At 54.7% G+C, this 26,202-nt stretch carries 29 protein-coding genes; 14 read left to right on the top strand and 15 right to left on the bottom strand.

Going from position 1 to position 26,202, the window contains the following annotated elements:
• Positions 1–80 precede the first annotated feature (80 nt).
• From EGH23_RS23340 to EGH23_RS23315, 6 genes are all read right to left on the bottom strand, one after another.
• Positions 81–1,238, bottom strand: a complete 1,158-nt coding sequence (locus EGH23_RS23340; protein WP_220582390.1) for an RNA-guided endonuclease InsQ/TnpB family protein — start codon at positions 1,236–1,238, stop codon at positions 81–83.
• Positions 1,235–1,681: an IS200/IS605 family transposase gene (tnpA, locus tag EGH23_RS23335; RefSeq protein ID WP_220582389.1), complete on the bottom strand. Its 447-nt coding sequence runs from the start codon at positions 1,679–1,681 to the stop codon at positions 1,235–1,237. Before tnpA ends, EGH23_RS23340 begins: the two co-directional genes overlap by 4 nt.
• A 15-nt stretch (positions 1,682–1,696) precedes the next feature.
• On the bottom strand, positions 1,697–2,797 hold the full coding sequence (locus EGH23_RS23330; protein ID WP_220582388.1) for an AI-2E family transporter: 1,101 nt from the start codon (positions 2,795–2,797) through the stop codon (positions 1,697–1,699).
• A gap of 254 nt (positions 2,798–3,051) precedes the next feature.
• Positions 3,052–4,089, bottom strand: a complete 1,038-nt coding sequence (locus EGH23_RS23325) for a DUF1616 domain-containing protein (RefSeq protein ID WP_220582387.1) — start codon at positions 4,087–4,089, stop codon at positions 3,052–3,054.
• Positions 4,090–4,133: 44 nt separating this feature from the next.
• Positions 4,134–6,263: a hypothetical protein gene (locus EGH23_RS23320; protein ID WP_220582386.1), complete on the bottom strand. Its 2,130-nt coding sequence runs from the start codon at positions 6,261–6,263 to the stop codon at positions 4,134–4,136.
• A 75-nt stretch (positions 6,264–6,338) separates the two neighbouring features.
• Positions 6,339–7,019 (bottom strand): hypothetical protein, encoded by a 681-nt coding sequence (locus tag EGH23_RS23315; RefSeq protein ID WP_220582385.1) that lies wholly within the window; start codon positions 7,017–7,019, stop codon positions 6,339–6,341.
• A gap of 198 nt (positions 7,020–7,217) precedes the next feature.
• On the opposite strand from EGH23_RS23315, the gene EGH23_RS23310 reads away from it, so the two are divergent.
• The 5 genes from EGH23_RS23310 (at position 7,218) to EGH23_RS23290 (ending at position 11,311) form a co-directional block, all read left to right on the top strand.
• The gene (locus EGH23_RS23310) at positions 7,218–8,645 is read left to right on the top strand and encodes a DUF58 domain-containing protein (RefSeq protein ID WP_220582384.1); all 1,428 of its coding nucleotides are present in this window, start codon (positions 7,218–7,220) and stop codon (positions 8,643–8,645) included.
• Between the two features lie 53 nt (positions 8,646–8,698).
• The gene (locus tag EGH23_RS23305) at positions 8,699–9,169 is read left to right on the top strand and encodes a DUF8163 family membrane protein (RefSeq protein WP_220582383.1); all 471 of its coding nucleotides are present in this window, start codon (positions 8,699–8,701) and stop codon (positions 9,167–9,169) included.
• A gap of 111 nt (positions 9,170–9,280) precedes the next feature.
• Complete coding sequence (locus tag EGH23_RS23300) at positions 9,281–10,138, top strand: DUF7982 domain-containing protein (RefSeq protein ID WP_220582382.1); 858 nt, start codon at positions 9,281–9,283, stop codon at positions 10,136–10,138.
• A gap of 194 nt (positions 10,139–10,332) precedes the next feature.
• Positions 10,333–10,908 carry an archaellin/type IV pilin N-terminal domain-containing protein gene (locus EGH23_RS23295; protein WP_220582381.1) on the top strand — a complete coding sequence of 192 codons (576 nt, stop codon included), beginning with the start codon at positions 10,333–10,335 and terminating at the stop codon, positions 10,906–10,908.
• 7 nt (positions 10,909–10,915) lie between these two features.
• The gene (locus EGH23_RS23290; protein WP_220582380.1) at positions 10,916–11,311 is read left to right on the top strand and encodes a homing endonuclease associated repeat-containing protein; all 396 of its coding nucleotides are present in this window, start codon (positions 10,916–10,918) and stop codon (positions 11,309–11,311) included.
• Here EGH23_RS23290 and EGH23_RS23285 read toward each other — a convergent pair.
• From EGH23_RS23285 to EGH23_RS23275, 3 genes are read right to left on the bottom strand one after another with little or no spacing between them, the layout of a single operon-like run.
• On the bottom strand, positions 11,308–12,315 hold the full coding sequence (locus EGH23_RS23285) for an AAA family ATPase (protein ID WP_220582379.1): 1,008 nt from the start codon (positions 12,313–12,315) through the stop codon (positions 11,308–11,310). The two genes, EGH23_RS23290 and EGH23_RS23285, sit on opposite strands and share 4 nt — an antisense overlap.
• Complete coding sequence (locus tag EGH23_RS23280) at positions 12,308–13,366, bottom strand: DUF4350 domain-containing protein (protein WP_220582378.1); 1,059 nt, start codon at positions 13,364–13,366, stop codon at positions 12,308–12,310. The genes EGH23_RS23285 and EGH23_RS23280 overlap by 8 nt, the downstream gene beginning before the upstream one ends.
• Positions 13,366–13,641, bottom strand: a complete 276-nt coding sequence (locus tag EGH23_RS23275; RefSeq protein ID WP_220582377.1) for a DUF8044 family membrane protein — start codon at positions 13,639–13,641, stop codon at positions 13,366–13,368. The genes EGH23_RS23280 and EGH23_RS23275 overlap by 1 nt, the downstream gene beginning before the upstream one ends.
• 222 nt (positions 13,642–13,863) lie before the next feature.
• Here EGH23_RS23275 and EGH23_RS23270 point away from each other — a divergent pair, with 222 nt between their 5' ends.
• On the top strand, positions 13,864–14,898 hold the full coding sequence (locus EGH23_RS23270) for a hypothetical protein (protein WP_220582376.1): 1,035 nt from the start codon (positions 13,864–13,866) through the stop codon (positions 14,896–14,898).
• 366 nt (positions 14,899–15,264) lie between these two features.
• On the opposite strand, the gene EGH23_RS23265 is transcribed toward EGH23_RS23270, so the two are convergent.
• Complete coding sequence (locus tag EGH23_RS23265; RefSeq protein WP_220582375.1) at positions 15,265–16,521, bottom strand: RNA-guided endonuclease InsQ/TnpB family protein; 1,257 nt, start codon at positions 16,519–16,521, stop codon at positions 15,265–15,267.
• A 486-nt stretch (positions 16,522–17,007) separates the two neighbouring features.
• Here EGH23_RS23265 and EGH23_RS23260 point away from each other — a divergent pair, with 486 nt between their 5' ends.
• The 5 genes from EGH23_RS23260 (at position 17,008) to EGH23_RS23245 (ending at position 19,703) form a co-directional block, all read left to right on the top strand.
• On the top strand, positions 17,008–18,180 hold the full coding sequence (locus EGH23_RS23260; RefSeq protein WP_220582374.1) for a YeeE/YedE family protein: 1,173 nt from the start codon (positions 17,008–17,010) through the stop codon (positions 18,178–18,180).
• Positions 18,181–18,217: 37 nt separating this feature from the next.
• A complete protein-coding gene (locus EGH23_RS23255; RefSeq protein WP_220582373.1) occupies positions 18,218–18,511 on the top strand; it encodes a sulfurtransferase TusA family protein in 294 nt (97 codons plus the stop codon).
• Positions 18,511–18,825 (top strand): rhodanese-like domain-containing protein, encoded by a 315-nt coding sequence (locus EGH23_RS23250; RefSeq protein WP_220582372.1) that lies wholly within the window; start codon positions 18,511–18,513, stop codon positions 18,823–18,825. The genes EGH23_RS23255 and EGH23_RS23250 overlap by 1 nt, the downstream gene beginning before the upstream one ends.
• A 119-nt stretch (positions 18,826–18,944) precedes the next feature.
• Complete coding sequence (locus EGH23_RS27350; protein WP_236045035.1) at positions 18,945–19,202, top strand: hypothetical protein; 258 nt, start codon at positions 18,945–18,947, stop codon at positions 19,200–19,202.
• Between the two features lie 249 nt (positions 19,203–19,451).
• Positions 19,452–19,703, top strand: coding sequence for a DUF7389 domain-containing protein (locus tag EGH23_RS23245; protein ID WP_220582371.1), 252 nt, complete (start codon positions 19,452–19,454; stop codon positions 19,701–19,703).
• A 27-nt stretch (positions 19,704–19,730) separates the two neighbouring features.
• On the opposite strand, the gene EGH23_RS23240 is transcribed toward EGH23_RS23245, so the two are convergent.
• Positions 19,731–20,333, bottom strand: a complete 603-nt coding sequence (locus EGH23_RS23240; protein ID WP_220582370.1) for a DUF7509 family protein — start codon at positions 20,331–20,333, stop codon at positions 19,731–19,733.
• 122 nt (positions 20,334–20,455) lie between these two features.
• Here EGH23_RS23240 and EGH23_RS23235 point away from each other — a divergent pair, with 122 nt between their 5' ends.
• Together EGH23_RS23235 and EGH23_RS23230 are read left to right on the top strand one after the other, a co-directional pair.
• Positions 20,456–20,911: a helix-turn-helix domain-containing protein gene (locus EGH23_RS23235; protein WP_236045034.1), complete on the top strand. Its 456-nt coding sequence runs from the start codon at positions 20,456–20,458 to the stop codon at positions 20,909–20,911.
• 358 nt (positions 20,912–21,269) lie between these two features.
• On the top strand, positions 21,270–21,575 hold the full coding sequence (locus tag EGH23_RS23230; RefSeq protein ID WP_328766922.1) for a TRAM domain-containing protein: 306 nt from the start codon (positions 21,270–21,272) through the stop codon (positions 21,573–21,575).
• Positions 21,576–21,641: 66 nt separating this feature from the next.
• On the opposite strand, the gene EGH23_RS23225 is transcribed toward EGH23_RS23230, so the two are convergent.
• The 4 genes from EGH23_RS23225 to EGH23_RS23210 all read right to left on the bottom strand — a co-directional run bounded on the left by EGH23_RS23225 (position 21,642) and on the right by EGH23_RS23210 (position 24,884).
• Positions 21,642–21,923: a DUF3006 family protein gene (locus EGH23_RS23225; protein ID WP_220582368.1), complete on the bottom strand. Its 282-nt coding sequence runs from the start codon at positions 21,921–21,923 to the stop codon at positions 21,642–21,644.
• Complete coding sequence (locus tag EGH23_RS23220; protein ID WP_220582367.1) at positions 21,920–23,359, bottom strand: lamin tail domain-containing protein; 1,440 nt, start codon at positions 23,357–23,359, stop codon at positions 21,920–21,922. Before EGH23_RS23220 ends, EGH23_RS23225 begins: the two co-directional genes overlap by 4 nt.
• 847 nt (positions 23,360–24,206) lie before the next feature.
• Positions 24,207–24,500 (bottom strand): hypothetical protein, encoded by a 294-nt coding sequence (locus EGH23_RS23215; protein WP_220582366.1) that lies wholly within the window; start codon positions 24,498–24,500, stop codon positions 24,207–24,209.
• Between the two features lie 93 nt (positions 24,501–24,593).
• Positions 24,594–24,884, bottom strand: a complete 291-nt coding sequence (locus tag EGH23_RS23210) for a winged helix-turn-helix domain-containing protein (protein WP_220582365.1) — start codon at positions 24,882–24,884, stop codon at positions 24,594–24,596.
• A 549-nt stretch (positions 24,885–25,433) separates the two neighbouring features.
• Between EGH23_RS23210 and EGH23_RS23205 the strand changes: the two genes are divergently transcribed.
• On the top strand, positions 25,434–26,202 hold a 769-nt coding region (locus EGH23_RS23205; protein ID WP_220582364.1), incomplete at its 3' end, for a response regulator.

The following is a 26,202-nucleotide window of genomic DNA, read 5'->3' as shown; positions in this document are numbered from 1 at the left end:
ATTCTCCTCGAAGCAGTCAGACTCCCCTTTCCCGCTGTCCTCGTTGCTTCCCGGCCGGTGCATAAGTGAACTACCCCTGCCTACTTCGCTCGCCTGACGGCTCGCTTCGTTGAGGCAGGGGCTTCCAAGTCGGCTCGCAAGCGTACCGTTGCAGAGGCTCGGTCAGCACCGCTCGGTTCGAGCGCAGGTTCACAGACTGCGCCGAGACTGGATAGTGGGCACGCAATGTCCTTACCCAGTCCTTTCTTTGCGATATTCGTCGCACCGTTCTTATCCGCATTATCGTCCAACCCGCACTCGTGGCACAGGTGTTGGCCCTGTCCCTTTCGAGTCGTCGCTTCCTGCTCACCACACCTCCAGCACGTCTGACTCGTCATATACTCGTTCACGGACTTCACCGCAATGCCCGCGAACGTCGCTTTATACCCGATATACTTCTTCAGCGTGTGGTGTGGCATCGAATGGAGCCGACGATTCATTTCCGCACCGAGGTCTTGGTTCTGGATACCTTCGAGGTTCCCGACCACGATGAGCGCGTTGCGCTCTTTGGCTTCCACCACGATAGCACGAGAAATCTTGTGGAGACGGTCATTCACTCGACGGTATTCCTTCGCCTTGACCGACTGGAGCGTGTCGTAGGCCCCCTTCTCTTGCAGGCGAGTACGAAGGTCGTGATGGTGACGGCGGATACGGCGAATCTCTCGACCGTAGAACTCGGTGTTACGGGAGGGCAACGCCACCGACGTTGCTACCCACCTAACTCCGAAGTCCACGCCGATAACACCGTCGTACTCCTCGCTGACTTCTACCTCTTGCCGAACCGTCAGGTGCGCATAGTAGTCACCGTTCTCCCGAACGATTTTCGAGTCCTTCACGTCGGCTTCGTCAGGAATCTCGTCGTGCGGTTGAATCGGGACGTTCACACCACCCCAGACCTGCGAGACGGGGAGTTTCAGCCACCAGTCCGTCAGGTCGGTGTCGTGCTGTTCCACGTCCACGCCAACGTCGAACACGTCGTTGCGGATGAACCACGGGTAGTCGTGGTCGTCGCGCAGGTTGTCGGTGTCCACGTAGGCGTCGGCGCATTGCTTCGTGGCCGAGTAGAGGTCGGCGTCTTCGTTACCACGAATGTATCGCTGGAACGCTTCGTACTCGTGATTGATGGCCTCACGTTTCGACTGCGTAAGGTCGTCGGTGAGGATTTTCGCCACGACCGTCTTCTCGGCAGTCTGTTTCATTCGTCGTCACGCTCCCGCTGGTTCTCGACGTATTCTTTCAGTACGTCCAGCGATACTTGTCCCGTGCTGATAAGGCAGTACGAATCTGCCCAGAACGAGTCACCCCACCGTTTGTCCTCGATGTGGTCGCCGTACTCGTTGCGGATGCGTCGAGCAGACGCGCCTTTGGGGACGTTGATGAATTTCGCAAGGTCGGTTGTAGGGGTGGCTTTGAATAGGAGGTGAACGTGGTCGCGGTCGGCTTCGAGGTTTTTGATTTCGACGCCGTAGTTGTCAGCGAACCCGTTCACGACCTCACGGAAAAAATCTCGGAGTTCTTCGTTGAACACCTCGCGTCGATATTTCACGACGAGGACGAGGTGGTAGTGCAGGGAGTATGTTGAGTGCGCTCCCGTCTCGAGGTCGTATTCATCCCACCCTTCAGGGGTGGGCTTTCGCCTCACTACCGCTGTAATCGCCTACCGAAAGTCGTTGAGCCGTAGCTGGTCCTGATGGAGTCCATCTGGGTCGTCTGCCCCAAGCAGACGGGGCAATGCTATATTGGCGAATGTAAGACCGATGACTAACAATATGGGTGCGAAAAAGAGCCCATAAAATCCCAGCACCACGGGGCCAAGCGTATAGGCGAGCATCAACAATCCGACGTGTGTTTGTTCACCACTCAGCAGCGGCCGCAAGACCAGATCCGGAATCGTATCAACTACAATCACCGCCACGAGAAGCAGACCGACGATATACACGAGCAGCGACGACTGCCCGTCAAGGACCGCTGGAAGAGCGGTAATCCCAGTTACCGGCAGATAGATGATTTTCATCCCGACAACCGGAACGAGACTTGCGATGCCGGTTAGTGCACCAGTCAACGCCGGATATGGCACGTGAACGGAAGCCGGAACCAGCGCATTGTAGCCCGAAAACGCGGCGATTGCAATGAGTGCGATGGCCACGACATTGAGGAGATTGCCAAATAGAACGGCTTCTAACTCCGCATCGGCGGCTTCAAGGTATTCACGAATAATCGCTCCATCGTCGAACCGCACCAACCATTCACGGATGCGGTGCCCATCAACAAGGAGATAGTACGTGACGATGGTCGTCACGAACAGATTGAGAAAGAGATTCGAGACGACTGATGTAAGCAGCGTCGCGTGAGTGCTGAGAAATTCGATTAGTGGTGAGAACTGTCCGGATTGATAGGCCTCATAGAGCCCGTGGACGGTTAGATCCGGAATTGAATCAATGTCCCCGAGCCACTTGATGTGCGTGGCAGCGACGTCGATCAGTGCATACTGTTCGACGAATCGCTGAGACTGGACGATGAGCAGGACCACAGCGTAAGTCACCAGCAACAGGAGAGGCAAGGCGAGCGAGACGATGACAATGGCTGCACGCACTCGTGCTGGGAGCCGAAACCGGCGTAAGAAGTGATGGTATCGTCGAGTCGAATAATAGAGAAAGATCGAGAGGGTGAGTGGGGCGATAAATTGGTATGCAAGTACACCAAGGATAGCAGCTACAAGGAGACCAAACAGGGCGACAACGAATCGCTTCTCGTCCATAGCTGGATATATCAGCACTTGAAATATAAACCTGTGGACAGAACGGTAAATCTATCTTTTATATAAACATATTTTGGCCTGGGAAAGTCTCGGAGAAGAAGTTGCTCAAGGGCTAACGATTTTCGATGAGAAATGTTCTATTCGGCTTTGCGATTTCCCTGTGATCGGCGATAGCCGGAATATTGACGATTCGCAGTGTAGGAAGATGCCAGTGGAACACGACGCTCAATTCCACCGCGTTAGCGGTAGGTAGCTCATCCAGTAACGTTTACCCAGAGATGGACCTCGCGATACGCAGCAGAACGATTCAGTGGTGTTGCTGGCTCACCTTTGTATAGGAGATACTGCAATCGAAGGCGGTCACCGGTCATCTGAGGCGTAATCGTGTGTTGTCGGTGCCACGTTTCGTTATCGCCAACCACTGCCTGAAATCGACGTAATTCGTTTGCTTCTTGCACCCGCGTTGAATTATTGACGATGGTCACCTGTTGCAGTTCGGCAACAACAGTATAGTTGACCCGTTCGTGTTCGTGATTGCCGATGCCAACGGTGAGAGTCCGGGACTGCCCTCGCTCGAGCTCGGTTGGATAATCGTCGGCCACAAGCTCGCCAGTCTCGTTTTCCGTCAGCAAGTAAAACTCAGAGAACGACTCACCTTGCGTTGGATTGGTAATCGCAAAGCCAACACTGCCGGTTGCCAATAAGACACTGCCGATCAATACGACGTTCAGCATCGTATCGGTCCGTGTCGCGGGCTCAAACAATTCCGCTCGGGCAGCTCCAGCCCACTCTTGGTATGGCACCTGAAATCGGTCTTCGGGTGGGACAGCCCATCGGCGGGACGCAGCGACAGCCGTCAGGATAAGTGAGACGCCACTCACAGCGACCATGATTGGCACGAGCCGAATTCCCCACGGCGTGAAATTCAAGACGAGTCCGATGAGCGGCACGACGGCGATACTCAATCCAAAGGACAGTGCAACACGCTCGATGCCATCGATACCAGACGCAACATCGTTATCATCACTTTCTGTGAAATCATCTGTTGCCGGATCGTCTGTCAGGAGTGGTGACACACTGGCTTCGGGAAATAGGGCTGCGATTAGCGTGTAGCCTGGAATAAAGAGAACGAATGCGAGGCCGAGTCCGGCCCGAATCGGCGTCTCACGAATCCCAGGCAGGTATACAACGGTATTAACAAAGACAATAACCGCCACGACAGCCACAAGATCGGCTGGTAACCGGCGGAGAGGGTGAGGAAGAAGTAACCAGAGGTCCCGTCGAAGCGACATCTACTGGCTAGGAGTTGAGTAGTAACCAAAAAGGTCGCGGTCGGTTACGACGAATCCTCATCATCAGTGAGTATCGATCGTGCCGCGTCGACGGCTTCTGTTGCTGCGCTCGTCTCAGATGCTGCTTGGAATGTTACTCGCTCATAGGCATCGGCCAGTGGCTCTAAAGCTTGCATCTCAACGGTGTCGAATCGCTCCGCACAGGCAGCGATGAACTCGCGGTGGGTCAGTGAATCAGGAATATCAGTTCGCCGGTGCAGTTGCTCACGAATGGCAGCGTACGCCGCAACGATCGCACCCTTCGAATCGTTTTCTGTAAGTGCTGAACGCGCCTGCGCAAGCCATTGCTGTGCTAGAGACGGAGTCTCGGAACTTGCAGTTACGGCCGGCTGTTCCGTAACAGTGGATCCTGTCTCAGTATCGCTCTCACCACCTCGAAGCCAAAGCCCCAGTCCGGCGAGCATGAGCAATCCGCCCCCTACTAACAATGCTAACTCGAGACGGTCATTCCCACCTGGTCCGAGACCAGGAACACCAACCCCACTACCACCACCAAGTCCGCCGACATCAAAGACGCCGCTCCCGTTGCCACCAGCAATCGTGACGGTCGTTTCAACGCGACTCGAGCCGAGATTCGTGCCTGTCCCATCGAATCGAGCAGTCACCGGAACCGCCGACACATTCGCACTCTCAGTCGCGGAGACATTCTCCATTGTCAGCTGATACCAGCCAGTGTCATTTGTGGTGGCAGTCTGAATGGACTCTCCGACGGCGATACGCACCGACTGACCGTCGACGCCAGTGCCATTCACAGTCTGTAAGCGACCTCGCACATCAACGCGTCCATTGTCTGATGCTGCGTTGATGGTCAGGTCAGTTTCGGTCCGGGTAATCGAGAGCGAAGCACTCGTCGCTGCTGGGCCGATAGCCAAATCCTCACGGCTATGCGTTACACGGAGTGTACTATTGCCAGTCGGTACGTTCGCAGGGACGCGCTGTGTGAGCGTTGCCTGTCCAGAACTATTGGTCGTCGTGTTGGCAGTAGATTGGCCGAGTATCGCTCGAAGCGGCAGCTTCGAGACAGGACGCCCATCGACGGTCGCCGTCACGGTGGTATCGACGCGATTACGATAGGCAGTCTGTGATGGCGAAACTGCAACGTCAAGCGATGGCGTCACCTGCGAGACATCAACAGAGACATTTGTCGTACTCCCGAGATACGGGGAATCGGTTGTCGGGAGATATCGCACGGTTACGTTAGTCGCGTTCACCGGCAACGTAGTGGGCCGGTACGTCACCGTGAACGCGCCGGTTTCGTCAGTCGTGGTCTGGTAGCGCTGCTCGAAGATAGTCACGCGGATCGGTTGGTTCGCGACGGCAGTCCCGTTCGCTGTCGTCACCTGGCCATTGATTGCCATGGGGTCGTTGAATGCCACCGACGACCCGTTGGTTTCGACAGTCAGCTCAGTCTCGACGAATAGCTGGGCCCTGATTTCGGCTTGCTGGGCTGTGATGTTCTGTGTCGTATTCGAAATCGCGGTCTGTGCACCAGTAGTATCTACGTCGGTTCGGTTCCCAATCGACTCGTAGTTACGGTTCAGCGACTCGTTGAGCTGTGTGACCTGCTCAGAAGTGGCTTCTAGCTCACGACCAGACTGCCGCGCTGCCGTTGTGTTGCCTTGCCGGCGAGCGCGCTGATAGTCCTGATATGTCTCCCGATATGACTGTACAGCCTCGCTGTATGTCCGCTGCTGGTCCTGCGTCTCTTGGAATGTCTCGGCAGTTTCCTCATTGCTGGTCCCTTCTATCTCACCGGCAACGTCGACGTACTGCTCGAGCCGCGAATTGTACTCATCACCAAGCAACGCTCGTGCGCGCTCGTATTCGCCTTGGGAGAGTTCGATAGCACTCCCTTGGAGACGACCCGCTAATCGGCGTTCAAGCCACGCACTCACGCGCTGTGTATCGCCTACCCGTGAAACGTTATCGGGGCGTTCGTGCTGGACGGTTGTGTTATTCGTCGGAGTTGATGTCGTCTGTTGAGCTACGATTGGCCCTGCCTCCGACGACGTATGCGTCGCTGCGAGTCCGGGCGTGGCCGCTCCTGATACCATTGTCATGATTGTCAGCAAGATCACGACAGCGACGCCAGTTCCAGACTCCGTCCAGCGCACGTTCTCTCTCTGGCAGTGGGAGGCTAAAAAGCCATGTATTGGGAACGATACGCAACAAGGCCAACCGAGGGATACTCATTCGTCGTCGAGAAGGTCGGATTCGACGCCAGACCCATAACTCGCCGCCAAGCGTACCTTGAGTATCGCCTTACTCGGACGATCCCCGTCTTCAGAAGCGGTCGCCAGCTGCTCGATATCGTCACTGATGTGGCGAGACGCATATGGATCAAGCGTCACCCAGTGGTCGACCGAGGAATCCATTTCATCGAACTTCTCTGATGTGATCACTCGTGGTCCATCTTCCCACTGACCGTCCTTAGCGTTGGCAATGAGATAGCGTGTTGCAGTATCGCCATTTTCAGCAGTAAATGTGACCCGGACGACCTGATCGGAACCATCGGCATCGAACTCCTCGTTAGCAAGTTCCCGTAGCGCTGCATCGTTGTCTTCGATTGCAGCTGCCGTCTCGCGAGCGTATGTGTTGGCTGTGCTTTGCTCGGTGCCAGTCACCTGCCGTGTCACACTGTCAGCTGCACGAACTGCAGACCCTGCTGCATCGAGAATCGCGTCTCCACCTTGCTGAAATACCCCCTCACCATCGGAGTCGTTTCCACTATCGACAAAGATCGCACTACCGGGCCACTTTGCATGTGTCTCAGTCTGTGCAGTCCGGGCAACAGCGGGCGTGATGAACACCTGTCCAAGCAGACATAGGCACAATACTGCGATCAAGACGTGGCGAGTTTGCTGTCGCATCACCGTCAATAAGGAAAGCTCAACCTATCGTTATCCGTGTCTGAAAGGACTCAAAACACAGATTGACTGACCCCCTCAAAACCGACAGGAGTGGCTTACCAACGGCAATGGGTCATGTCACCAAATAACGTCAGAATACGCCGCTGTATCCGGACTGTACCAACAGCTTAACTGTCTCGCTTCGAGACACACAGACAGATGCGGGTCACGCGTCGATACTGGGTAACAGTCAGCCTCATTGGAGCGCTGGCACTATGGGCCGTCATTCTGGAGCGCCCGCTGCCGTTGCTCGGTGCAGCTGGTATCGCGTCGTGGCTCCTCGTTCAGCAGTACCAGTTCATCCGTACTGTCAAGGCGACCGTCTCGGAGCTCACAGTCACGCAGCAAGTCGATAGAACACGAGTGACAGCCAACGAAACCACACTGGGGACACTCAGTGTCCAAACAGATGAACGGGGTAGTCTCTCGCTCACGGCTGCAACTGAACCCCCGACCGGTGCTGACGGTGACCGTGTGTCTTGCCTGCTCGCTGGAACTGACCAGACAGCACAGGTAACGTTCGAGGTAACGTGGCCCGTCGCTGGTGAATTCGAATTTACAATGCCCACGATCGGGATGACAGACGACTTGGGCCTCTTCGAACAGACCACCACTGTAGGGAATGCACCCACAGTGACCGTTGAACCGCGGACGCCGCAAGAGATTCATATCGGCGAAGGTGGAAACAGAGTCGCCAGTGGCTTCGGGGAACACGAAACTAAGCAAACGGGTGGCGGCCTCTCCCCGGCTGAGGTTCGGAAGTATGTGCCCGGTGACAACATTCGGCGCATTGACTGGAAGGCCACTGCCCGCCTAAATGAGCCCCATATTCGAGAGTTCGAGGCTGAAACGGACCTCGAAACGATGCTTCTCGTGGACCACCGTGCGGTGATGGGTGACGGCCAAGATGGGGAGACAAAGCTAGATTTTGCTCGACAGGTCGCATTGGCGATCAGCGAGAACGCTCAGCGGCTTGCGGATCCGTTTGGCTGTTACACTGTTGGCGACGGCGGTCTCACAAACACATTTGATCCCAGCACCAATGACGATCGGTATCGAGCGATTGCACAGTCGCTGCGAACGTTACGACCAACCGATGGCCCGGCGACGAACGAGAGGGGGGACATCGTCGAACCAGCAGCCGCTCGACGAACCGCAACCCACCTTTCGATGGATGACCCATTCAGTACGCGACTGCGGCCCTTTTTCGAGAACTCGACGACCTATGTTCGGCGTGTCGCTGAGAAACCGCTATTCGCTGCCGTCCAGACGGCTTCAACACATCTCAGTGGCACAGTTCGAACGATCATTGTGACCGACGATACACACCGAACGGAGCTTCGCGAGGCAGTGAAAGTCGCACGCAGAAACGCTGGTCAGGTTGTCGTCTTTCTTACGCCGAGTGTCCTTTACGAAGCGGAGACACTACCTGATGTTGAGGAAGCGTATCGACAATATACTGACTTCGAGGAGTTCCGGCGTGAACTTGCCGCACTCGGCCATGTCACTGCCTTTGAGGTCGGTCCACGTGATCGTCTTTCACGTGTGTTGGCAACTGGGAAACAACAGCGGCGGGCCCAACGATGAGTCCAGACTGGAGCACACATCGACAGGAGCGTTCAACGGCGAGACGAAATGCAATGTCAGAACACCGACGGTGGGGTACTGAGCTTGGCTGGGCCGGTGCTCTCGTCTTGCTTGCCATCCTCGCTCCCCTTTGGGTACTCAGCGGCAGGCTAGGGATTGCAGCATGGTTTGCCATTGCAGTTAGCTGGATCGCATTCCCGCCAATCGTTGCTGTCGCCATTGGTCAGTTCGCTTTGATTGCACTCACTCCGGCTGATATCGACCTACTGACAGTGCTCCCTACGGAGATTGGGCTCCTTGGACTGCTAATCGTGGATGTCGGCAGCAACCACTCTCTTAGAGAAGTGGCACTCCTAGTCGGGAGTGTTCTTGCCCTGAGCACGTTCGCTTTGGCGCTTACTCTAACGAATGGCATCGTTGTTGCCATGCTCTGCAGCCTTACTGTGCTCGCTGTGATCTCGTATCTCTTCCATCGATACTTGCTCTTGAGTCTTGGTCATCTTTCGCCGTCAGATGATACGTAGTAAGCAAAAACCAACTCCCGTGTGGAAGGGGGCCAATGCACTAGAAAAGCGATACAGTAATCCGGCCGGGGCCAGCAGGCACGGTACGAAGACGAGACGCTGGAGACGCCCATGAGTACGAATGGTCGACTTGACGACGACATAGACGAGTCTCGCGAGGAGTTGTTGACACAACTTGAACTCCTTGTCGAGGAAAACCAGCAGCTTCGAGAGTCTTACACGCGGGCAAAACAGACGCAGTACCAGCGAACCGCACTCGGGCTCGGTGCAGTCGGTGTTCTCGCTGTAGTTGGGGCAATACTCATCCCGAATACTCGAGACGTGTTACTCGCACTCGGTGCAGTGGGACTGTTCGGCAGTGTGCTCACCTACTACATTACGCCCGAACAGTTCGTCTCGGCGGACGTTGGCCGTGACGTCTATACCGCACTGGCAGGCAACGAAGCCGCTCTCGTTGCCGAACTCGGCCTTACTGACGAACAGATCTATGTCCCACCAGGACCTGCCCATGACACTGTCCGATTGTTCATCCCCCACGAACAGAGAGGCACCCTTCCTGACCGAGACGCTCTCGACCGAATCGTCATCACTGATGAGTCCGGAGCACGAGGGCTCGCCTTAGATCCGACTGGCGAACCATTATTCCAGAGTTTCGACGCCGTCCGTTCGGGGAGTCTTGGAGAGACACCTACTGACCTCGCCCAACAGCTCACTGATGCACTCGTCGAGCAATTCGAACTCGTTGGTGCCGTCACTACTGATATTGACCCCGACGGGCAGCGTCTCACTATCGGACTCAACGATTCTGTGTACGGCCCTGTTGACCGCTTTGACCATCCGGTCGCCTCACTGCTTGCTGTTGGCCTCGCGACTGGACTTGATGAGCCGATCTCAGTGGAGGTCACGGAAGGGACGGACGCGCGCTCGGCATATCTGGTGACCTGTCGATGGGGACAGCAAGCAATTTGAGGGAATCCACGAGAATCCGGTTTTGATCTCTCTGAAAGCACTGCTTGACTTCCACTATTCCTGAGAGGATGGAAATCTTCCTAAGGGATGGGGGAACTTCCGCACGAAATGTTATCGGCCCTGATAATCAGTCCCTCGAGATTATATATTGGATTCTCAAAATCTGAACCAGAGCCAATGCCACTCCAGAGATCATGAATAAGAAAAAACCCAACCAGAAGCTGGAAGAACGTGGTCAGATCGGGATTGGGACACTCGCTGTCTTTATTGCGATGGTGCTGGTAGCAGCAATTGCTACTGGTGTCCTGATTAACACTGCATGGGTTATCCAGGAAGAGACCCAGTCTACGAGTACAGACGGTTCCCAGCAAGTAACGAACACGCTTGTGGTAACGAACACATCAGGGCTAAGTGATGGCTCTGCGATCAGTGAAATCAGACTTACAGTCAAAAAGTCACCAGATGCCAACACCGTTGATATTTCAAACTCAGCACTATCATACACAACTCAACATACTGAAATCGATGCACAAATCGGGACACAAGGGATTTCGACTGAGGTAGTCGTTGGCGATGATACAACGTTGAATACAGATCGTGATCGGGTTCGCATCATCATCGATTTAGTTTCGGCGGAGAACTCTGCAACAGAATTCACCGCTGGTGAGAAAGCAACTATCAGAATCACGACGCCCAGTGGTGGCCAGACGGTAGTCATGGCAACAGCACCTGATTCAATACCTAGCAGTGGGAAACCCGTTCGCCTGTGACTCTACTATGACCGACGACAGTAAGCAAACAAGTGGCAAAATCTCTGAAGCAGACTTACTCGCAGAGATTCAGCGGTTAGCGACAGAGCATGGTACCAAACCTACGGCCAACTTGATGGATACAGAAGGCAAATATGCATCGACGACCTACTTTTCTCGGTTTGGTTCTTGGAATACTGCTATCGAGGAGGCAGGGTTCGAACCGACGGGGCCTGGCCCAGCAACGATCCCAACTGAAGAGTTACTTGCCGAAGTGAGTCGCGTGGCTAGCAAAGTTGGCCGGACACCATTTGCAAAGGATATGGCTGAACACGGAGCGTACAATCCAGAAACCTATAAGACACGCTTCGGGTCATGGACTGCAGCCATTCAGGAATATCAATCTGGGCCAACCCGAGACTAATTCGAGTCTTCCCTACCACTTTCGCCCGGCTTTTCGGTTAGGAGGTTTGCGTCGGTCACTTTGCCCTCTGGGGGGGTCACCGATGTTCGGAGGTCATCTATAATATCAGCCGCACTGACGTCGCTCAGGTCAGCATCGGTCGTGAGGACAAGCCGATGACGAAGCACGGGCTCGATCATCTGCTTGACATCGTCACTGATGACATAATCACGACCTCTGATAGCAGCCCGAGCTTTCGCCGTTTGAAGAAGAGCGAGTGAGCCACGTGGCGAAGCACCGTGGGCGACATCAGCATGGTCGCGGGTAGCAGCCACGATCTCGAGAATATAGTCTTGGACGACATCTTCGATATGAACTTGGGTAACTACATCACGAGCTGCCTGTATATCTGCCTGCGAGACAACTGCAGTAACATCTTCTGGCCCCATTGTCGGCGCGTTATTGAAGCGTTCGAGCAGTTCGCGTTCGTTATCGGTATTTGGGAGGGTAATCGTGAGTTTCTGCTGAAAGCGGTCCCGTTGAGCTTCAGGCAGTTCGAATGTCCCTTCCATTTCGATCGGATTCTGTGTGGCAACGACGAGAAACGGATCTGGGAGATCAAGAGTTTCACCGTCGATTGTTACGTGGCGTTCGGCCATTGCCTCTAAGAGGGCGGACTGGGTTTTCGGCGTCGCGCGGTTGATCTCGTCAGCGACGACGACGTTTGCGAATACTGGTCCTGTCCGAAGTTCGAATTCACCGATTTCCTCACGATAGACACTCGTTCCAGTGATGTCAGCAGGAAGAACGTCGGGTGTCATTTGGACACGATTGTATGTTAGCCCACTTGCCCGAGCGAACGTATTGGCCAGCGTCGTTTTTGCGACGCCTGGAACACCTTCCAGTAAGATGTGCCCGCGTGTTAACAGTGCAATAGTAAGGCGCTCGACTTGGTCGTCCATGCCCACCAGAACTGTCGACACTTCAGCAGCAATATCGTTCGCGAGATCAGCGGGGTCAGTCATCAGTCTCCCGTTTTCCACGACGTTTCATCAAACTGTCTGTTACACGTTCGACTCGTTGTGTGTCCCATTCGGGGTGGCGAGTCCGTATTGAGGCGGCAATCTCGTCATTCGAGAGTGTTGGTGACTGCATAGAGTGTGCTCGTCGTGCCCGGAGTCGTTCGAGAAGCCGGTCCGACTGCGAGAGGGCAAGTAGTGCGACAATAGAGAGACTCCCAGCGACAAAGGCAGCCATTCCGGATTGCTGTAGTGTCAAGCGAGCTGCAACTAGTGGTGGGATCGCGGCTGTGTGTGAGATGTCAAGGAGAACATGGTCGTGATTGCTGATGATGGCCTGCAAGAAGGCTGCATTGTCGCTTCGCTCGAGCATTGAATTGAGGAAGATACTCGGGTCACTGACGACTAGGACGGTCCCCTCACCAACTGATTCAACCGTCACGACGGGCCGACGTTCCAAGACCTCGTCATCATCGAGTTCTTCATTGGTGTTGGTATCGAGGTAGCTGAACTCCGAGGACGCCATCAGCGTTGTCGCGTTGCCGGGCTCAACGACACTTCCATGGTTGAGCATCAGTCCGTCAACACCGCTTGTATAGGTATGATTTGCTGTGGGTGTCGCTTTCGGGAATGCTGGACTCGGTCCAGCACGCTGTTCATCGCGCAATGGTGTTCCCGTAACGCGTGCATCCGCGCCAATGGCTGCCAAAAGGCTGTTCCCGTGCGTCCCGTAGTCTTCAGCGACCAGCAAGGTACCACCCGATCGAACGAACGACCGGACAGCAGCTGCATCTTCGCCATACGCTTCGTCAGGTGAGAGTGCGACGGCAACCGTTCTGTCCGGGGTAACTGCATTGTATGCGCTGACGTTCCGTGCGATAGTCGTCTCCGTCCCATTGGCCTGGGCGGCGTCTCTGACTTCGGACGTACCATCCCAAGCTGGATTGTACGCCCCGAGTGATGCTGACGATGTTCCGGCAGCGACGAATAGCGTGATTGCAAGCGCTGTGACGAGAACAATCAATAATAATCTCGGATAGGAACGCTCCTCGAACATTAGATGACCCCCGGCGGCAAGATGGCAAGAATGCGGCGGATCACGATATACCCAAAGACCAGCAGGCCGAGCCCAATAAGCCACTTCAGCCGCCCTCGCCACGTTGGTGTGACAGCGAAGGGAGCGGTCAATTCGACGACTACGAGAAACCCAATCAGTGAGACCACGAAGAACAATTCGAGCGACAGCGATCCTAATAGCGTGAGAACGAGGACGGCCCCGACCATCCATGCGACATTCCCCACTACGAACTGGTGTCGGCGTCGCGTCGCCATTACTCCGACGTTTGCGTGTAGTGGTTTGTAGCTGTCGGCTCGAACAGAAAGTTGAGTCGAGATCCCCGATTCCTACTTTTTCAAGTCTACGAGGCAGAATATCACTCGATAAAAATTCTGAAACAATCACGATTTGCTGGATGAGATTAGGAGAAAGTATCAATCAAAAATTGTATTGAACCAATCCAAAAGCATGAGTAGGACACCACTGACTAGTCACATATGACACGACTCCGCAGTCGATATTTGCTTCTCGTAATCATTGGGGCATTGCTTCTCGTCCCCGCCGCAAGTGCTGTATCGGGTTACGATTTGTCGGGCGAACCGTCTATTGAGACACCGTCACGGACAGTAGAGTACGATGGACTCGAATATACTGTCGATTCAATCTCCAGAATTCATGTCGACGAGTCGGTGACGGTCGCAGCTGATGTCCCCTCCGGAACGAACTATAATCTGAATCTCCGTGGACCAGATAATGAGCTCATCATCAGTGAACGCAAATCCGAGGATACCACACAGACGCTGTCCTATTTTGGTGCTGGCGAAGCGGGCACGTATGCTGCGACAATTCAATCTGACGGCAACACTCTCGCAGTCCATCCCATCGTGCTCGCGGGCTACAATGTCACTGTCAGTGGCCCGGAAAGCGCTGAGACCGGGGATACTGCGACATTTGAAGCGCGCGTTTCGGATCTCAAGGTCGAGAAACACTCCTCACTCGAATCTGTCGAGATCGTCGTCGGAGACGACGAGACGTACATAACCCAGCAGATGACCAAGCAGGGCGGAACGTACACAGCAACAGTCTCGACTGACAAATTTGAGCCAGGGACGTACAATGTCTACGCAGTCGTGCAAGGCGATAAAAAAGTGCGACAACGAGCGGAAATTTTGGGTGTCAGCGACAGCTCGGAAATCACCGTGACGGGCTCAACTCAGTCCACGACTGCTGGTGGCGGCGATAGTGGTGGCGCGGAATCCACCCCGTCGACGCAGACTGCGTCTCCGACCGCTGACTCACCAGCAACTGATGGGACCACTGGCACTGAATCAGCTGGTACCACTTCACCACCTACGGAAACGAGCACTGAATCGGGTTCAGCCACGGAAACGGCAACGGATGAGACTGGTGTTATCGATCCGTCAACGCAAACATCTACGACAACAACAGCAGGAAACGGCCCTGGGTTCACTGCTGGTGGAAGTCTGGTTGCTATCCTGTTGTCCCTGTACTTTGTTCGACGTGCCACTTAACTACGTTTACACTGACAATCGAGTAATAGTAAGCGCATAAATCGTATCACATTCAGAACAACGAACGCGGATATTGGTCTCTGGCCCATCGTCTCGTGTAAAATCCGAGACCTGCTCGCCGCATTCACACCCAAATTCAAAGTTCATGGATAGACAGTTATATCCAATTGACATATAGTTTTCTCACAGGTCAGTTTTCGAGTGTAAGGTGTTATCATACACCGTACGGTGGAATTTTTTGTCCCCCAGCATTGATGACTTCTCTCTAGGGCAACCTCAAGATACCCGGTCCGCCTGTAGATTGGCCGGTCCTGTCTTTGACATCCTCCTCCGGCTAAAGCCGGAGGAATCCTAAGCGGTGGGATATTACGGTTTGCAGTCTCCCTGCTCTCTCGTGATGAACGACCCGCTCTCGCGGTCGAACAGGAAGACTCCGGGCTGTGCCAACCAGCCGTTACTCATATCTCCTGTCGGAGGACTCTGAGTTATCCTTCTGCGAATATTCACTGCGCCGTTCACGTCTGCGTTCATCGTCGTCTCGCACGACGAACAGACGTACAGACCCCGCTCCACGCGGTTGCTATCCCGAATCTGCCCGCAACATGAACATGTCTTACTCGTTTTCTCCTCGTCTACACGGTCAACGAGGATGCCGTGTTCCTCGGCCTTGTATTCGAGTAGATCCGTGAAACGGTCGAACTCCCAGCCGTGGAGTTTCTTGTTCCCCGACGCCCCCCAGTTCCGTGAGTCGCCGTTCTCATCCTCACGGATGTCGTTGAGGTCGCCAACTGCTATCTTCTCCACACCTGCTTCGACACACCGCTCAACAATGTGTTTCGAGAGCGTGTGGAGGAAGTGGTCTTTGCGTCGGGAGAGTGTCTGTCGAGCCTTCCGCGCACGCTTCGATGGGCCGTTCTCGCCTTCGGTCTGATACTCCTCACGAGTGAAGTAGTGCTTGTCCTCTTTCAGCACGTTCCCCGGATACAACTCGCTCGCCCCGTCTTCGTAGTCGATGGCGAGGTAGTTGCTAATCCCGAGGTCGATACCCGCCGTCTTGTCGCCGGGTGCGTCTTCGACTGGAATTTCTTTCTTGCAGACGATGTGTAGTTCCCACTCGTCGCCGTTCCAGACACCACGCACCTGCTGGATGTTCTCGACTGCTACGTCCGGACGGGTTTCGTACTCCGCGAGGATGAAGTCAGAACGGCTCTCTTTCAAGTTGAAGCCTTTCGAGAGGCGGAGTTGGCCGTGCTTGTCGTCGTGCTTGATAGCTCGTTTCTTCCACGTCACAGTGGAGCGTGGATGGTCGTCGCCACGTTTCCGGTAGCCCGGTGGGTTGTTGCCGTCGTCGGCGTTGTACCAGCCGGTGAACGCCTCAGCAAGTTCTTCGAGAACTCGCTGACTTGACTGCGAATGGAGGTCACTGTAGCGTTCGTGGTCTTTCAACGCCGATTTCAGTTCGGCTTCGTCGGGTATCTCACCGTCGTCGTCCCACCGTTCTTGGATGTAGTAGCGTCCGACGTTCCACAGTTTCGAAGCGGAAAACCCGCACTGGTCGAGGTCGTCACGAACCTGTTCGTGGTTCGTAATCCGTGCGACGTAAGTACGGGTTGTCTCCAGCATCGTACTAACTTCATAACGTATTATGAGAGAATAGTTATTAAAACCAACGACCGGGACGATAGAATATCCGGCAATGCTATCGACCGGAAAAAGTCACGCACCATGTCGGCTGTATCCCCCGCCTAAAGGCGGGGGTATTAGCCTCGTAGTCTCTATAACGAGGTGTTTTTCTCTGCTCTCTACTGGCCGAGAGCCGTGAGTTTTCCCGAGGTTGAGTGCGACGAGATTGCTGACTGTTTCCTCTCAATGTTTCCTGAGAGTGGATACTCTCGAAGGTTTCGGGTTAGCTGAGTACGAGGCAATAGACTGTCCACAGTAGGAGCAGTATTAACCTATACCTTGGCTTCTCGAAGAAGTGAAAATCACCGGTTAGTAGCGTGCTGCTCAACTAGATAGACCACAACACCGGTTTCGTAGCCGTATCCGATTCCCGCAGAGCCGCCCGGTGAGAGGTGGCTTAAGAACGAGAATCCCGTTCTCTCTATCGTGGTACCGACATTACTCGTCGCAGCGGTTGTCGGACTCGGCCTGGGAGCGTTCCTCCAGAAGGGCCGCTTCTGCTTCGTGAACGCCTTCCGGGACTTCTTCGCGTACAAGGACTATCGGGTAACCAAAGGCGTGATCGCAGCGACGCTATTGACGATGGTGTTCTGGGGCATCGCTTACCAATTAGGCTATTATCAGGGCTTCTGGACGCCTGGCTGGGGACTCACCGGTCTGTTCGGCGGGTTCATATTCGGCGTCGGAATGACCTACGCCGGCGGCTGTGCGAGCGGGACACTGTATCGGGCCGGCGAAGGGTACCTGCAGTTCTGGTTGACGCTGCTATTCATGGGTGTCGGTTACGCCGTGTTCACTGCCGCGTTCCCGACGCTGCAGAGCGCTTACTTCCAGCCGCTGACGTTTGGTGAGGGCCTCAGTCTGTTCACAATCTCACCGATCCCAGCAGGTCTCCTCGCGGTGGGTGTCGCTGTACTCGCGCTGCTCGTGTACGCGACACTGATTGGCCGGCAGACGAATACTGCAAAGGCTGAGGAACGGTCGACGGTAGCGTCCGTCCAGTTGACGACTCTCCTTGCACCGGTCGTCGGCCTGCGACAGTTCGCTAGCGGCACCGCTGCGTACTTTCGGTCTCTCGTTCAGGCGTGGCGCAATCCGATTGCAGCGAGTAAACAGCCGTGGGACCCACGGACCGCGGCGTTAGGTATCACCGCGATGGCGGTCCTCTGGTTCACGCAAGTGTCGATTGTCGGTATCACCGGACCAGAGGCTCGCTGGACGGGATATCTCCTCTCGCAGGCCGGCGTCGACGCCGGGTCCTTCGAGTACTGGGGTTCGATCCTCTTCCAGGGACAGGGGGTTGGCGTCACCGTCGACATGGTGATGATTGGATTCGTCATCGTCGGCGCGGCGATCGCTGCACTCTGGAGCGGGGACTTCTCGCTCCGGGTTCCCAAGCGACGACGGCTCCCAAATGCCGTAGCCGGTGGATTCCTGATGGGTGCCGGTTCCCGGCTTGCACCGGGCTGCAACATCGGGAACATCTACTCCGGTATCGCCGAACTCTCGGTTCATTCGTTCATCGCGACGATCGGTATCGTCGCGGGGGTCTACGTGATGACGCACTGGATCTACCGGGACGTCGGCTGTGCCATCTGAATTGCTCGCAAACTGACTACTCAAACACACATAATCCATGCCATCCATCGACGACGTCACCGACGCACCGGACGAACTGAGCGACGAACAAGCTGAAGACTTGCTTGACGAGGCGGCGCTCGTCCAAGACATGATGGGCGAAGTGTGCCCGTATCCACAGGTCGAAGCCCAGAAAGGGCTGCAGGAGATCGACTCCGATGACCTCCTCGTCCAAGAGACCGATCACGTGCCATGCACAGAGAACGTCCCCAGAGCAGTGGGTGACGACGCCACCGCGCGCGTCTGGCGAAGTGGCGATGGGACTTATCGAATTTACCTCCGGAAACAGTAATGGTTGAGGAACTCTCACCGTCGGCCGTTCGCGAAAAAATCGAGCGCGATGAGCCGTTCGACCTCATCGACGTTCGTGACGACGAGGCGTACGCCGATGGCCACCTGCCTGAGGCAGAACACGTCACTATCGACGAACTCGAAGACACGGTCGTCGACCGCGACTGGGCCGATGAGGTCGTCCTGTACTGCTACATCGGCGAGACCTCGGTGCAGGCTGCTCGCCTCGTAGAGGAGTACGGCGACGCTGAATCTGTTGGCAGTATGGCCGGCGGATACGATGCGTGGGAACCACTCGAGACACGGGCTGATTAGCAGCCTTTCAGCTGTTTCATCTGAAGCTCGTGTAGGCCAAGCCAGAACTAACGTCGGTCGTGTATGTACTGTACACACTCGGTCGGCTATTATGACGAGCGAGGGTCCTACTGCGACCAATGCCTACTGAAAGCTCTTGTTCAGCTTCGGACGCCACTGAGCTGCAAGAGCTGCCACCGAGTGCAAAACTGGTCGCTAAGACCCTTGAGTACGAGGGGACACGCACACAATCGCAACTCTCGGAGTCAACGCTTCTGCCTGTTCGGACTGTTCGGTCTGCGCTGAGAACCCTCAAGGAGAACGACATTGTTACCGCTCGTCTCTCGACGATGGATGCTCGGCAACAGGTCTACTCGCTCAACATCGAACCGAACTGATCGTCTCTGCCGGACCCATTCGTGATGCTCTGTCCGATTTGCTGAGGAGAGAGCGACGATGGCCGCTGCTGAGACGGCTATGAAGGGTGCTATAGACAGTATCAACAGCTACTCTGAGAGTATAGTGTGTGCCCTTGATGTTAGCTAGTGATGTTGCTGACCTTCGACGACGACCAATAGTTCAACCGCGGTTTTCTGCACCCCCGATAGATGCGGGGCGTACCAGAGAGTGTGCTCCCGAGACAAACCATGTCCGACGACACCACTTCAGACGACGTCGAGCGAGTCGAACGAACAGATCTCGGTGCCAGTGTCGAAGCCCGCCTCAAACGCGGCACCGGCACCCGAGACGAGGACCAGATCACCATCAAGGCAAAAGGCGAGACCGCTTCGGACGCCCTCGAGAAGTTCGAACAGTTGCTCGCTGAGTACGAAGTGGAGTATAGCGACCGAATGCGGGCGATCCAGCCGACGGGAGAAGACGAGGGAGACAGGGCTTAAGTGCCAGTTCTTTTGATTGATTTCGGTTCACGCAACGGATCGAATATGGGCTTTGACCGCTTGATAGAGTTCATCGAACTCTTCGAAATCATCTACTGTCACGTGCCACCGATCAGAAACGGCATCAATCATCGAACTCTCAACGTTACGTTCTCCGAGGAATAGGACCTCCTCAAGCAATTCTTGGGACGGGATATGTTCACAGACAGAGCCGATTTCTATCCCGACTCCCAGATTATCGCCCATCGCGGGAGCGATAAAAATAGTCGCGACAGACGCTTTCGTATATTCGATGCTCTGGGTAGCAGCGTCCATCTCGTGGAGTGAAATTTCTGGATCTGTGGCTAGAAACGCATTGATTCCCCGCTCTTTCCGGAGCTTGCGCTTGATTTCGATGAGCAACCAGAGTGCTTCGTCTACATCGAAATTCTCATCACTCGTTTGTAAGTTCTCAAGTGCTGTATCGAGTGTCACTCGTGAGGTGGCTGCACCGTGGTCCGGATGGGGTGAGTTGTATGGCGGGTGCGATTTGTATGGCCCCATGAGATAGACTAACAACCGTGGTTTTGAGATATCTGTCTCTTGAATATATGAGCTATTCTCAAGCGCCTCGATTAGCCGGTCTTCCATTGGTTTTCATTCTCGACTAGGCGGCATAAATAACGGGATTTCAGCTGGTAGAGCCGCCACAGATTGCACTGGCGACCAGAGTAAGAATCTTTAAGACGGTGGCAGTATAATTCTATAGTACTATGACACACCCAGAATACACGCCGATTGCGGATGGTGGTGTGCTAGAGCCCAACCAACCGGATGATGAGGACGATAGCGATGGGTTTGAGCTGGATGTCGAGCTGCCAGAAGACAGTATCTTTGATCTAGAGGACTATCTCAAGATGTACGAGGTGGCATCGAAACCAAAGCAGTTCCAGATCATGGAGGCTCTCGCCGAGAAAAACGAGCTGAGCACCAGCGAGCTGTCGATGATACTTGGTGAAGAAGACAATGCCCTGCACTACCCCCTTCGGACGTTGCAGGACGTGGCACTGATCCAAAATCGGCGTGATCCGAACACGGGTACAGAAGAAACCTATTCGTACTATGAGCTGACGGATATGGGTCGGACTGTCCTTACCGAAGGAATCCGCGAGGGCGTCAGAATACTGGCACGCGAAGAAGCAGCGCTGGAAGACAAGTACAGCAAGTAAGCTAACCCACGGCTAAAGCCGTAGGCTTTCAGCGTGGACTCCCGCTCGGGCCGATTCCTCGGCAGGAGGTTCATACTCTCCGTTCGCGTTCAGCGTCCCGCTGTTCAAACGTCCATGCCGACGACCCACTCCCGCACGAACTAGAGTTCGACCAGCAGATTACAAGTTACTCTCAGCGCCATGCATGCTATCCGTGGCAGTAGACTCAAATAGGCGGCCGATGACATCTCTGCAAACGATGGTGTCTAACTAAATGGAAATTCCATCAGAACTACGGTGTCTGTTCTCTGCTGAGGTCAAGCAACCAGATGAATCGTTCATAATCGAGGTTCCCGCGGACGAAGTGCAAATTGGTGAGTTGGAGGCCGGCGAGACGTATCAGGTCGGATTCCTCTCTACCGAGACCACTATGAACCAAAGCAGTGCGGACTCTCAGTCGGCAAATGGACAGAGACAGGAACCTCCCGTCGAAGAAGGGGAGACTCGGCGAGTCGAAATTGCGAACATCGGTGAACAGGGCGATGGGGTGGCACGCGTCGAGCGAGGGTTTGTTGTCATCGTTCCCGATACGGAAGTCGGCGAACGCGTTGCCGTAGAAATCGAGACGGTCACGGAAACCGTAGCCTTTGCTGAGGTCACAGAGCGGATCAGCTACTACGAGTGACTTTTCCTACGAGTAAAGTCGTGGGCTTTCTCCTCGATTCTGTGCAAACGACGTCGGATAGAAAATTCATTCTTCGTCGTCGTCCGAGAGTCGCTTGGAGAGTCTATCGAACCGGCTCTGTGATTCATCCTTCCGTCGTGTTGTTTCCTGCTCCTGATACACTGTCTCTACCGGTTCACCGTCGTCCATCTCGAGTTCGACAATCGCATCGGCATGTCGAGCGTCGGCCGGGAGTGTTGTCTCATCGATAACCAGGCTATACCGTTCATCGTCGCCTTGGACTTCGAGTGTCGCGAGTTCGTCTTCGATGCGATCAACGACCGCTGTGTACGTACCATCGGGGATCATGCGTAAGTCTCCTCGAGAACGCGCTCGCCGCTGGCTGTAGTGACGATAACCGTATCGCCGCCATTGTTCCAGACTGGACTGCCAGCGTTCCAGTAGAGGTCTGTCGCCGTATTCTGGCCACTCCCAGTGTGGAGCGTGATTGTCGACCCGGCTTCGAGTGTGACGCCTGCTGGAATCGTGTAGCTGTGGCCGGCTTCGTCGGCGACCGTCCAACTGGACATATCGATTGCCGTCTGGCCATCGTTGCGAAGCACGATGTACTCGTCGTTGAGGTTGGCTCCGTCGTCGCCAGCCGCATCAGCATGGACGTCCGCAAGCGACAGCGACGACGAGGTTATCGTTCCCCCGTCTGTCGTGACAGGCGTCGCTGACTGGGTCTCATCGTTGGCGGTAACGCGGGCTCTGGTTTCCAGTGGTTGGGTCGCGCCAGGGGCGATGGAGTCGCCCTCTCGGAGTGCGAGCGGCTTGGTCGGCGCAGCCTGTTGGGTGCGCACCGTCACAGTTTGGCCATCGCTCCGGAACACCATATCACCGTGGGTGGCCGTCCAGTACGTCGTAATATTTCGGGCAGCCAGCCGTTCGAGCGTTTCTGTGTTGGGATGGTCATAGCGCGAATCGTAGGCGCTGGAGATGAGTGCCACCTTCGGCTGGACGGCATCGAGGAAGGCGGGATTCGAGCTGCTGGCACTGCCGTGATGGCCCGCTAAGAGGACCGTCGATTGGAGTTGCGAGCCATAGTTCTCGACGAGGTACTGTTCCTGATCGGCTTCCCCATCACCAGGGAGCAGGAAGCTGGTCTGGCCGTAGGTGAGTTTGAGGACGATACTGTTCTCGTTGCGCGCTTCGTTGTCGATGTAGGGTTCAGGCGGCCCCATGACTCGTAGGTCGACGCCGTCGAAGGGAATCGAATCGCCCTCTCTGGTTTCGTATAGGGGGACGTTGTGTGTCTCGACGGCGTCGAGGTATTCCTCGTAGGTCTGGGTACTGGCGGCGATACCAGGATCGTAGATCGCGCCGATACCGTTGGCTTCGGTTTCGTAGTAGTTGATAATCGCCGCGTTGCCACCGATATGGTCGGCGTCGGCATGAGTGACGACGAAGTGATCGATGCGCGTGATGTTGTGGCGCTGGAGATATTGGAGCACGTATTCGCCGTCATCGGTGAAGTCACCCGAGTCGATCAGCATCGTTTCGCCGGTCGGGCTCACAATGAGCGTACTTGTTGACTGGCCGACGTTGATAGCGTGAACTTCGAGGGTGCCGTTGGCTGTGGGCGTTGTGGTGGTTGTAGTATTGACCTCGGTTGGTGAGGGGGTGGCTGTAGATGTGCTGTTAGTGGGTGCTGGCGTCGCGGTGGTCTCTGCGGGGCCAGTACACCCAGCGAGCACGAGCAAGCAGGCAACCAGAAGTATAGAGAGTAGTGGTAACCGGTCCATTGGAATCCAGTACGTCAGCAAGCCACAAGACACTGGTGGGCTATGTCAGGCTCTTTGGAAGTTGACAGGTATTGAACAAAGACTCACGACGAAGGCGATAAGAGACCTGTAGAACCTATCGATCCGACTCTCGGCTAGAATACGGAGTTCCTTTCGCCTTGCACTCTTAGAGCTATTAGAGACCATCGTCTATCGAAATCTAAAGCGAAATAGCAGCTACCGTTGGTTGGCGCGGACGATGTGCTTATTCGCGATCCAGTCTTCAGCATGTTTATCACAGAACGCGACTGGCCGGTTGATGTTCTGATCGTAGCAGAGAACAGTCGCATCAGTACAGCAGTATGGATCAAAACACGGTACTGGTGTTTTCCCATCGGCAAGAGCGACTCGCCCTCCAGATAGCTTGTTATTGGCACTACCAATCATATTTATAATCTGTTCAGTATATCCGCCATGTATAGCATAAGCAAATAGCTTTCGTCTGCTAGGTATATTTATATAAAATAGAGGCAATTAACTAATACTTGATGTCTATTAGGTAGCCAGAGCTTTTAGAGACGACCGGATGTAGGGGGAACTAGATAGTAGTGCAAGGGTGACGATTAGCTGACTTTTCATCTATCGACGCACGCTCGCAAGCGGTTCTCATACGAGGGCGGATTTGATCAGGCGAGTGACTGTAGATTGGATTGATTCGTCTGAGCAGATAGTAGAATTCAAGGGGACAACTTTGGAGGGGCTTCTAAGAGGATGTACTCTGGACTGATGATATGAATCTATGGCATATCGTCCCCTCTTCGAGGGCTGAGTTGACGTGGCGAGATACTACAATCACTTTGGTCGCAAGTCAGCGAGGTGTGCCAGTCGCGGCTGCCAGTTCGTCAGTAAATGAGGTAAGGACTGACTCGGGGTCCGACGCTGTCGAGTGTGGCGCTGCTTCCCAGAGTTCGATTTCGAGCTCCTGTGTGGCTGTTACCTGGCCGTCTGTGGCAGTGACCATGAGAATCGCCTGTTGATAGATGACGACGATTCGCTCCTCGTCGACGTCGAGATGTTCGATGCCAGCCCGTTCGAGTGTGTCTCGAAGATTCGTCGGCTCGGGGAGCGTGCCGTGGTGGACCGGTGTCTCGTCGGTAGTCATAGTCGGTGTTACTGTTCTCTGGTACAAGTATGTCTGGACGTAGGAGGCGATTTTTGGCGGCTCTTAGCAGATTGCAAGTCTGCTGGGGCACAGTCAATCGGCGTCGACCATGTTCTGTGTCTCGATCGTCTCCCAGACGTCTTCACCTGTCTCCGTCAATCCGTGGACACGACCTTTTCGACGATCTTCAGAGACCAGTAGCGTGACGAGACCCTTATCACGGAGTTCTTTGAGTGCTCGAGAGACATGCGCCATATTGAGGTCGGTTTCCTCAGCAATGATCGAGGGTGTTGCCGGGCCCTGATCGAGACGTTGTAGTGTGCCAACACGATAGCGCGAACTGATGACGAAGCTCACGTCATCCCATTGGTCATCACTCGTCATGGGTGGTGTCGTCCCTACGATAGTGTGTGTCGTCTCTCAGCATTGTGTGAGCTTCTCTCTACTGAGTGGTAGCTAATTAACAGCACAAATTGTTTAGCTGCGTAGGGCACGCCAAATACAAGAGATGTTATGGGTAACCAGTAGCTTCGATACTGTTCTCTCTGCAATAGCTCAGTGGCTATATTGGTGTGTTCTCGACGTAGCTTGGGATACTGGTAGCAGCGCGGTATTAGGGGAGTGGTTGTGTAACGTAGTTGTAACAAGCGGTATGTATGGATCTCTCTATCGGACGAAGATTCACAGGCGGATGTCACGAGGCTTAACCCCGAGACGGATCACCAAGCGAGTGCTCGCCTTATAGCCATTTACTATCGTTTACTTACCAATATATCAGGCTATAGTGGATATGTGAACTCTGCAGTACACACGGGTGTCTCCACGTATATACAGAGTTAAGCAGCATCTGAAACGATATATAACTGTTAACCGGACACTTCCCCTAAGATTTAATATGTGATAGTGGCAGTTTATATATACATCTGACCGTGTATGACTGAGCCGATTCGGATTCTATTCGTCGAGAACCACAGCGATGTCATGCAATCGATTGCGACTCGCCTTGAACAGGAGGCGACTCGATTTCGCGTCACAAGAGCGCCTAGCGGGAGTGCTGGAGTAGACGAACTCAAAGAAGACTCGATTGACTGTGTAGTTTCTGCCTATGACCTCCCAGAGCAAACTGGCCTCGAATTCCTGAACACTGTCCGTGCAGCTCGGCCAGCCCTCCCCTTCATCCTCTGTACAACTGACGGGAGCGAAGAGATTGCCAGCAGTGCTATTTCGGCTGGTGTCTCCGAGTATCTCCAGCTGACTGATAGCACTGACCTACACACTCAACTGATCAACCGGATTCCGGCTCTCGTCAGTCAATCGCATGTTCACCCCCGCGATGATCAAGAGGCAAGCCACCAACAGTACCGTGACCAGCTCATCGAAATCACAGCTCCGCCGGAGAAATCGCCGGAGGAGCGGATTTCACAGCTCTTAGAATTGGGATGTCAACGACTTGACCTTGCTAACGGGCACGTCGTCAAGATCGAAGAATCGCGTGAGCGTCATGAGGTTGTGGCCGTAGCCGGTGCCGATATCGTCCAAGAGGGTGTGACAGACCTCTCGAATACGTACTGTAGAAAAACGATTCAACAAGACGAGATGCTGGAAGTGTATAACGCACCGGCGCAGGGTTGGGAAGGCGACCCAGCGTATGAAGCATTCGAGCTGGGCTGTTATCTCGGTGCGAAACTCCGTGTCGACGAGG

The organism is Haloarcula nitratireducens, assembly GCF_019599505.1.
Note: the sequence above shows the minus strand (reverse complement) of the source record. Positions and strands in the feature narration are given on the sequence as shown.

Bases quoted from the DNA above. Each gene is read 5' to 3' on its own strand.
- EGH23_RS27350 (WP_236045035.1), top strand. From the start codon at position 18,945: ATGCCTACTGAAAGCTCTTGTTCAGCTTCGGACGCCACTGAGCTGCAA.
- EGH23_RS23285 (WP_220582379.1), bottom strand. From the start codon at position 12,315: ATGACTGACCCCGCTGATCTCGCGAACGATATTGCTGCTGAAGTGTCG.
- EGH23_RS23300 (WP_220582382.1), top strand. From the start codon at position 9,281: ATGAGTACGAATGGTCGACTTGACGACGACATAGACGAGTCTCGCGAG.
- EGH23_RS23215 (WP_220582366.1), bottom strand. From the start codon at position 24,500: ATGACTACCGACGAGACACCGGTCCACCACGGCACGCTCCCCGAGCCG.
- EGH23_RS23250 (WP_220582372.1), top strand. From the start codon at position 18,511: ATGGTTGAGGAACTCTCACCGTCGGCCGTTCGCGAAAAAATCGAGCGC.
- EGH23_RS23210 (WP_220582365.1), bottom strand. From the start codon at position 24,884: ATGACGAGTGATGACCAATGGGATGACGTGAGCTTCGTCATCAGTTCG.
- EGH23_RS23225 (WP_220582368.1), bottom strand. From the start codon at position 21,923: ATGATCCCCGATGGTACGTACACAGCGGTCGTTGATCGCATCGAAGAC.
- EGH23_RS23255 (WP_220582373.1), top strand. From the start codon at position 18,218: ATGCCATCCATCGACGACGTCACCGACGCACCGGACGAACTGAGCGAC.
- EGH23_RS23270 (WP_220582376.1), top strand. From the start codon at position 13,864: ATGACACGACTCCGCAGTCGATATTTGCTTCTCGTAATCATTGGGGCA.
- EGH23_RS23295 (WP_220582381.1), top strand. From the start codon at position 10,333: ATGAATAAGAAAAAACCCAACCAGAAGCTGGAAGAACGTGGTCAGATC.
- EGH23_RS23245 (WP_220582371.1), top strand. From the start codon at position 19,452: ATGTCCGACGACACCACTTCAGACGACGTCGAGCGAGTCGAACGAACA.
- EGH23_RS23310 (WP_220582384.1), top strand. From the start codon at position 7,218: ATGCGGGTCACGCGTCGATACTGGGTAACAGTCAGCCTCATTGGAGCG.
- EGH23_RS23240 (WP_220582370.1), bottom strand. From the start codon at position 20,333: ATGGAAGACCGGCTAATCGAGGCGCTTGAGAATAGCTCATATATTCAA.
- EGH23_RS23220 (WP_220582367.1), bottom strand. From the start codon at position 23,359: ATGGACCGGTTACCACTACTCTCTATACTTCTGGTTGCCTGCTTGCTC.
- EGH23_RS23275 (WP_220582377.1), bottom strand. From the start codon at position 13,641: ATGGCGACGCGACGCCGACACCAGTTCGTAGTGGGGAATGTCGCATGG.
- EGH23_RS23265 (WP_220582375.1), bottom strand. From the start codon at position 16,521: ATGCTGGAGACAACCCGTACTTACGTCGCACGGATTACGAACCACGAA.
- EGH23_RS23325 (WP_220582387.1), bottom strand. From the start codon at position 4,089: ATGTCGCTTCGACGGGACCTCTGGTTACTTCTTCCTCACCCTCTCCGC.
- EGH23_RS23330 (WP_220582388.1), bottom strand. From the start codon at position 2,797: ATGGACGAGAAGCGATTCGTTGTCGCCCTGTTTGGTCTCCTTGTAGCT.
- EGH23_RS23340 (WP_220582390.1), bottom strand. From the start codon at position 1,238: ATGAAACAGACTGCCGAGAAGACGGTCGTGGCGAAAATCCTCACCGAC.
- EGH23_RS23290 (WP_220582380.1), top strand. From the start codon at position 10,916: ATGACCGACGACAGTAAGCAAACAAGTGGCAAAATCTCTGAAGCAGAC.
- EGH23_RS23280 (WP_220582378.1), bottom strand. From the start codon at position 13,366: ATGTTCGAGGAGCGTTCCTATCCGAGATTATTATTGATTGTTCTCGTC.
- EGH23_RS23235 (WP_236045034.1), top strand. From the start codon at position 20,456: ATGACACACCCAGAATACACGCCGATTGCGGATGGTGGTGTGCTAGAG.
- EGH23_RS23305 (WP_220582383.1), top strand. From the start codon at position 8,699: ATGTCAGAACACCGACGGTGGGGTACTGAGCTTGGCTGGGCCGGTGCT.
- EGH23_RS23315 (WP_220582385.1), bottom strand. From the start codon at position 7,019: ATGCGACAGCAAACTCGCCACGTCTTGATCGCAGTATTGTGCCTATGT.